This window comes from Paracoccus lutimaris, assembly GCF_003337565.1.
GTDB lineage: Bacteria > Pseudomonadota > Alphaproteobacteria > Rhodobacterales > Rhodobacteraceae > Paracoccus > Paracoccus lutimaris.
Genome location: NZ_QPJL01000056.1, coordinates 1 through 5,667, shown reverse-complemented (window position 1 = coordinate 5,667; position 5,667 = coordinate 1). Strand labels below are relative to the sequence as shown.

The 5,667-nt window shown below is 65.3% G+C and carries 10 protein-coding genes; all 10 read right to left on the bottom strand.

The window, feature by feature from the left end; genetic code table 11:
* Positions 1-20: 20 nt before the first annotated feature.
* The 10 genes from DFP89_RS19525 to DFP89_RS19485 all read right to left on the bottom strand — a co-directional run bounded on the left by DFP89_RS19525 (position 21) and on the right by DFP89_RS19485 (position 5,519).
* Positions 21-944, bottom strand: coding sequence for a phage tail tube protein (locus DFP89_RS19525; RefSeq protein WP_114350987.1), 924 nt, complete (start codon positions 942-944; stop codon positions 21-23).
* On the bottom strand, positions 944-1,120 hold the full coding sequence (locus DFP89_RS20445) for a hypothetical protein (RefSeq protein WP_181870409.1): 177 nt from the start codon (positions 1,118-1,120) through the stop codon (positions 944-946). Before DFP89_RS20445 ends, DFP89_RS19525 begins: the two co-directional genes overlap by 1 nt.
* Before the next feature lie 2 nt (positions 1,121-1,122).
* A complete protein-coding gene (locus DFP89_RS19520) occupies positions 1,123-1,554 on the bottom strand; it encodes a phage tail terminator protein (protein ID WP_114350988.1) in 432 nt (143 codons plus the stop codon).
* Positions 1,554-1,979: a gp436 family protein gene (locus tag DFP89_RS19515; RefSeq protein ID WP_114350986.1), complete on the bottom strand. Its 426-nt coding sequence runs from the start codon at positions 1,977-1,979 to the stop codon at positions 1,554-1,556. Before DFP89_RS19515 ends, DFP89_RS19520 begins: the two co-directional genes overlap by 1 nt.
* Positions 1,980-1,982: 3 nt before the next feature.
* Entirely contained in the window at positions 1,983-2,204 is a 222-nt protein-coding gene (locus tag DFP89_RS19510) for a hypothetical protein (RefSeq protein WP_114350985.1), read from the bottom strand.
* A 4-nt stretch (positions 2,205-2,208) separates the two neighbouring features.
* The gene (locus DFP89_RS19505) at positions 2,209-2,493 is read right to left on the bottom strand and encodes a Gp49 family protein (protein ID WP_181870408.1); all 285 of its coding nucleotides are present in this window, start codon (positions 2,491-2,493) and stop codon (positions 2,209-2,211) included.
* 91 nt (positions 2,494-2,584) lie between these two features.
* Positions 2,585-3,055, bottom strand: a complete 471-nt coding sequence (locus DFP89_RS19500) for a hypothetical protein (protein ID WP_114350983.1) — start codon at positions 3,053-3,055, stop codon at positions 2,585-2,587.
* Positions 3,056-3,064: 9 nt separating this feature from the next.
* Positions 3,065-4,012: a major capsid protein gene (locus DFP89_RS19495; RefSeq protein ID WP_114350982.1), complete on the bottom strand. Its 948-nt coding sequence runs from the start codon at positions 4,010-4,012 to the stop codon at positions 3,065-3,067.
* An 11-nt stretch (positions 4,013-4,023) separates the two neighbouring features.
* The gene (locus DFP89_RS19490) at positions 4,024-4,362 is read right to left on the bottom strand and encodes a capsid cement protein (protein WP_114350981.1); all 339 of its coding nucleotides are present in this window, start codon (positions 4,360-4,362) and stop codon (positions 4,024-4,026) included.
* An 11-nt stretch (positions 4,363-4,373) separates the two neighbouring features.
* Positions 4,374-5,519 (bottom strand): hypothetical protein, encoded by a 1,146-nt coding sequence (locus DFP89_RS19485; protein WP_114350980.1) that lies wholly within the window; start codon positions 5,517-5,519, stop codon positions 4,374-4,376.
* Between the last annotated feature and the right edge of the window lie 148 nt (positions 5,520-5,667).

Genomic DNA, 5,667 nt, shown 5'->3' with positions numbered 1-5,667 from the left:
GGGGTCGAAGGTGATCTGCATCAGCGCACCACGATCGACAGCTCGTCCCGCCCGGTCGCCGGGCAGAAGCTGAGCGGCAGCTGGTAGTTCAGGATGCCATCGGTCTGGCCCTGGCTGATCTTGCCGATCTCGATGGCCGGGCCATTGATCTCGACGATGTTGCCGGCGGTCACGCCATGGACCAGCTCGAGCGCGCCACGGGTGCGGGCCAGCGCGCGCTGGAACCAGTTGATGGTGGCCAGATTGGTCGCCTCGACCACAGCCTGCCCGGTGGTGCGGCGATCCGAGATGATCACCGATTCCGAGCCGATCTGGAAGCGGGGCGTGACCGTGTTGCCCAGATCGATGGTCAGGTTCTCGGCAACCGAGGCCCAGCCGTGCAGGCTCAGCGTGGTGTTGGCCGAGGAGCATTCCAGCGGCGTCGTCCAGCCCGCGAGCGAGGTCTGCGTCAGGGCCGCATCGGTGATCGTGCCCAGGAGGCCGGTCAGGATGAAGCGATAATGCGGGATGCCCTTCGGCGCGAAGGTCAGCTGCATATTGCCAAGCGCGCCCAGCAGGACGTGACGCACGCCGTCCATCTCGAAATGGATCGTGCCGCTGTCGACGTCATCCTCGACGATCGTATAGGTGGTGTCGGTCCCGGCGGTGACGGTTTCGGCGAAACCACAGATCCGCAGCAGATCGCCATAAAGCGGCGCGGTCCCGGCCGCGCCGGCGCCAGCAACCTCGACATCGAATTCCAGCCGCGCATGCTTGCCGGCAAGGATGATGCCCTGGTTGCCCAGATAGGGCAGATAGAGATCGCGGTTGACCTCTTCGGCTTCCAGCGGCGTGAAGCTGACATTGGTGCCGATGACGGCATTGGCGGCGGTGATCGCCGCCGCGGTGGCATAGGTCGCTTCCACCCCACAAAGGATGGCGAGCTTGCGGAAAAGACGCGCCATTAGCGGCCTCCCTTCTTGGGTTTGGTGGTGGGTGCGGGCGGGGCAGTGTCTTCAGCCGGCGCGGCGGCTTTGAGGGGCGTCGGGATCTCGGCCGACCCTTGTGCTGTCCGGCGGGACAGCTGGCCGGTCTCGGGATCGCGGTCATAGCGGCCGCCGGATTTCGGGTGGTCGGTCATGGTCATGCTCCTGTCAGGAAACGGGCGGTTTCCCAGGTCTGGACGTAAATGCTGACACCCTTCTCGATGGGCGAGCTTTCGCCGCTTACCAGCGCGCAGGGTGAGATCGCGCCGGCCGGCTCCCAGCCGGCAAGTGCGGCCTCGATCCGGCGGACGTGACCGTCAAACTGGACCGCGCGCTCGGCGCCCATCAGGTTGTCGTAATGGCGGATCACCACGCCTGTCAGAAACTGCAGGGCGACACGCTGACGGTGCCCGCCGGTCGCAAGGCTCTGCGCGCTTGCCTGCTCGCGAAACGGCACGACGATGACCGAGCCGCTCTCGACCTGACCGGCATAGTTGCTCAGCTCGTCGATATCCTCGACCAGCACGACATCGGGCGTTTCAGCGGGCAACAGCTCACTGCGCAGGCGGGTGACGATCGCAGTCAGCATCAGCGCCACCCCCGCAGCTTGTCCTCGGTAAAGGCCTGCGGCGGATGCGCGGCCATGACCGTGCCGGAGGCTTGCGAGGGCGGGGTCGCGCCTGCTTCAACCGGCAGGGCGATCAGGCCGCGCGAGACATCCTTCAGCGCCGCGACCGCCTCCTTGTAGTCCTGCGCCACATGGTCCGGGGCGCCATTGCGATGCAGGACATAGCGCGCGATCGACACCGCCCAGGTGCGGACGAGGGCCGGAACCGATGGCAGCGGCACCGCGTATCTCGCGGCGACATAGCCGTTGATCAGGTTTTCGGCATCAGTCAGCGCGGCAAGGATGACGTCGGGATCGGCGGTGCCGTCACGATCACGGTCGGCGATCTGGCGGATTTCCACCTCGCCGGCGCGCTCGATCAGATCGTCCAGAGTGGCATAGGGCATGGATCAGCCCGCCAGCATGGTGACGGCCGGGCGGCCGAGAAAGCCACGGCAGCGCGCCCCGGCCGAGCGGCGGTCATTCAGCGCGGTCGCCGACATGTCGCGGCTGCGTCGGGCAGGACCGGCAAGGGCCGAAAGGGTGCTGACAGCGTGGCGCAGGCAAAACGGAAGATGATGCCACACAAAGGGGATCAGCCCCAGAAACAGGTTGCGCGTCGTGGAAAACATGACCTCAGCCCTCCGCGCCGGACTGCGAAAGCGTCTCGCGCAGCAGGTATCCCTCGAAGGGCCAGATCTTGCGGATGGCATCGGCCCGCGCGAGCTGACGGCCATAGTCCGCGTCAAAGTTCGCCAGATCGGCCGGCGCAGCCTCGCCGATGACCGCAAAACCGTTCCGCAACCGCAGGACACACAGCGTCATGTGCGGGACCGACGGCGGGTTGATGAATTCCTGGCTCAGGATATTCGCCTCGATGGCGGGCGCGGTCACAGTGTTCTGCATGGTCTGGGCGGTCATCTGATGATCCTGTGGCTTGGGGTGTTGACCAGGGCGAGTTGCCGCCCTGGCCATGGCGCCGTTTCCGGCGCAACAGGGCTGGGGAGGAGGATCAGCCCTGTTTCGCCCCGCCGCCCTTCTTCGGAGCGGGTTTCGGGGTGACGGGGGCGGCCGAGGCCTCGACAGGTGCGGCTTTCAGCGTGGCGATCTCGCCTTGCGCATCGTGCAGTTCGGCCTCAAGGGCCATGATGCGGGCATGCTGACGACTGACCTCGGCCTCGGCATCCGTGGCGCGGATCCGCGCGGCGTCGCGATCGGCAACGATCTCCGCATGCGCCGCATCGACCGCAGCCGCAACGGCCGCATCGGCCAGAACCTTTGCCATCGCACCGACGGCCTCGTCAAAGCTGGGTATGCCGGGCGCAAGGTCGGCAACATGCCGGTCCTCGCTGTTTGCGACGACACCCGCCGAAACCAGATCGCGAAGCTGATCGGTCGTGACGTCGACCATGTCGTCGGGCTTGCGCCAATTGCCGTCGATCTTGGCCGGGCCGATCAGGCGGATCGAGATACGATCTTCCATCGCTCCCCCTTACGCCGCGCCGGCGTTCTGGAAGAGGAAACCGGCGTCGGCGCCAACCAGAAGCGGCTTGCGGTCGATGGTCGTCGGATGGATCCACGACCGGGTGCCCAAGTCCCATTGCGCCTGTTCGACCAGCGGGGATGCCTCCAGCTCATAGGTGTAACCGTAGCTGGGCTCCCCGAAATCCTCGCTGCCTTCGGCGACATAGGACAAGATCGCGTCGTCGCCCCACACATTGATGGCCGGTGCGTCATCGTTAGCATTTTCGGGCAAGTAGACGGCCTTGCCGACCAAGACCCGCTCGACTTCAAAATACGACGCCAGCATGGCCACCGTGATCGAACTGGACGAGGTGTACTTGAATTGCTCCTTGATCTTCGGATGGCGCTTCAGGGCCTTGAAGGCGGTAGGGCCCAAGGTCAGCGTGTTGGGATCCTGGCCAATCATGCGGCGCACGGCATCCTTGCCATTGTCGATGTCTTCATCCGGCGTCGAGGTGGGCGACGTCCAGCGATCACCGGCCGTAAGAGCCACCTGGTTGTTGGCATGGTAATTCGCCGGGAGGCGCGCCAGCTTGGCGGTATCGTACTCCAGATTGAGATCATGCTTCGACAGCAACCGGGAGATCGACAGCCGGCTCAGGTTGATGCCCGGCGCTTTGCTTGCCTCTTGCAGGAATTCACGGGGGACCTGCGCATCAAGAGCTTCTTGCTCCAGCGCGATCGTCTCGGCTGCATAACCGAAATTCACGCGGCTGACGGTGGCTCCGGGCGCGCGCTTGGTCCGGGCCATCCGGAAATCGTCTTTGCCAAAGCGCAGAACCGTCATTGACCGGTTGGGCACAGGCACGCGCGGAAAGATCAGATGGCTGATGAAGTTGGCGTTGCGATAGCCCCGGGCATGGGTGCTCAGAATGGGATCGACGACCCCAGCGGTGCGGACGTTGAGAGAGGACATTCGGGGGCTCCTTAGCGGATGAGAATATCGACGAATTCGCCGGCGGCGGCGCTCGTCAGGGCGGTGGCGAAAGCGTTCGCCGGGGTGGCGCCCGCGACCTGGACGCCGCCGCCGGCAGCGGAAACCAGCTTGGCGCCGACCGTGACGATGCCCGCAGCACGGACGCGCGCCCAGCCAATGGTCATGACGGCGGCATAGTCGCCCACCACGGTATTGGGGCTCCTTGCGACGCCGAGGACAGGCGCGTCGGCCGTGGTCACGGCCGCGCCGTCATAGCCGATCAGGCTCAGGGCCTCGAAAGTGCCGCTGGACTGGACGGTAACAGTCAGAATGTCATGATAATGCTGCATCTGCCTCTCCTTCAGGACACTGCGTCCACGGCCGCGCCATAGGACGTGCCGGGATGCGCTTTCTGGTAGGCCAGCGCCTTGTTGTGGATTTCCATCCGGACAGGATCGACTTCACGCCCACCGGCCGCGAAGGCCGCCGAACTGGCAGCTGCGCTTTCAGGCAGATCGGCCTCGCCGAAGCTGACGATCTTGGGCTGCGCCTCGAGGATTTCCTTCAGCGCGGCGATGGGGGTGATTTTGTCGGCGCCGGCGGCAAAGCTGACGGCGGCATGGCCTGGCAGCACATCCATGAGCGCCACGACCTTGTCCCTGGACGCGGGCAGAAGCTTGCCGTCCTGCACGAGGCTTTCGGCAAAGGCCGCATTGTCGGTATGGGTGATCGCCGCCTCACGATCGGCGATCCGCTTTTCGCGATCGGACAGTTCGGACTCGCGCGCGGCGAAGGCCGCATCGGCTTCCTTGGTCACAGGGGTCTCCTTTTGGGTCTCGGGAGGTTTCGGGGTGGGGGTCGGCCCGGGGGGCGCGGGGTTTTCGGCATAGGCGCGGAAGTCCGGGCCTTCGGCCTGGTCATCGAGCCATTCGATCTGCCAGGACGGCAGCGCGCGGTCCGCGTCCTCGAGGCTGAATTTCTCGATCAGAAGGTCGCGCAGCTTGCGAAACAGCGAGGCGCTTTCTTCCGCAGCACCGAACGCGACCTCGAAGGCCGCCCCCGAAGCCCCGGCGAAATGGGCGTTCTTGAGACCGGGCACGCCCGGGGCGGCCGCCCCGAGGAAGCCCAGATGCTTGGGATACCAGGTGCCCGGCACCGGATTGTGCCCCTGGCTCGGCCCGAAATAGGCCATCGAGACTTTCTTGAAGCGCCCGGCCTGCACGAGCTCGGCGAAGGTCGGCTCGACCTGATGGAGGTTTGCGAACAGCCGCTCGCGGTCGGCGTCATACTCGAAGCTCTCGACCCAGCCATAAGCCGGGGCATCGATGTCGGGATGACCCACGACGACCGGCGCCGGCGCGACCTCGGGATCATAGGCATCGGCGATCGCGCGCAGGTCGGCCGCCGAATAGGTGATCGGATCGCCCGCCATCGGCTTGAACGTGCCAGGGCGGAACACCTCGATCCGGGCGGTCAGGGTCTTGTCGGGCTGGGGCTTCGCGGTCATGGTCCATCCGGGTGTGGTTTCGGATGGTTCTAGCTGCCCCTGAAATGCAAAAATGTTGATTGCCACTGAGATTTGACCCGGCAACAGCGGAAATTGTCATTGAGAATTGACCCATGTGCAACCTTGCCCCGGCTTGAACCAGCTGGGG

Excerpts from the sequence above, each read along its gene's own strand:
- DFP89_RS19515 (WP_114350986.1), bottom strand. The coding sequence starts at position 1,979 with ATGCCCTATGCCACTCTGGACGATCTGATCGAGCGCGCCGGCGAGGTG.
- DFP89_RS19505 (WP_181870408.1), bottom strand. The coding sequence starts at position 2,493 with ATGACCGCCCAGACCATGCAGAACACTGTGACCGCGCCCGCCATCGAG.
- DFP89_RS19485 (WP_114350980.1), bottom strand. The coding sequence starts at position 5,519 with ATGACCGCGAAGCCCCAGCCCGACAAGACCCTGACCGCCCGGATCGAG.
- DFP89_RS19500 (WP_114350983.1), bottom strand. The coding sequence starts at position 3,055 with ATGGAAGATCGTATCTCGATCCGCCTGATCGGCCCGGCCAAGATCGAC.
- DFP89_RS19490 (WP_114350981.1), bottom strand. The coding sequence starts at position 4,362 with ATGCAGCATTATCATGACATTCTGACTGTTACCGTCCAGTCCAGCGGC.
- DFP89_RS19495 (WP_114350982.1), bottom strand. The coding sequence starts at position 4,012 with ATGTCCTCTCTCAACGTCCGCACCGCTGGGGTCGTCGATCCCATTCTG.
- DFP89_RS19525 (WP_114350987.1), bottom strand. The coding sequence starts at position 944 with ATGGCGCGTCTTTTCCGCAAGCTCGCCATCCTTTGTGGGGTGGAAGCG.
- DFP89_RS19520 (WP_114350988.1), bottom strand. The coding sequence starts at position 1,554 with ATGCTGACTGCGATCGTCACCCGCCTGCGCAGTGAGCTGTTGCCCGCT.
- DFP89_RS20445 (WP_181870409.1), bottom strand. The coding sequence starts at position 1,120 with ATGACCGACCACCCGAAATCCGGCGGCCGCTATGACCGCGATCCCGAG.
- DFP89_RS19510 (WP_114350985.1), bottom strand. The coding sequence starts at position 2,204 with ATGTTTTCCACGACGCGCAACCTGTTTCTGGGGCTGATCCCCTTTGTG.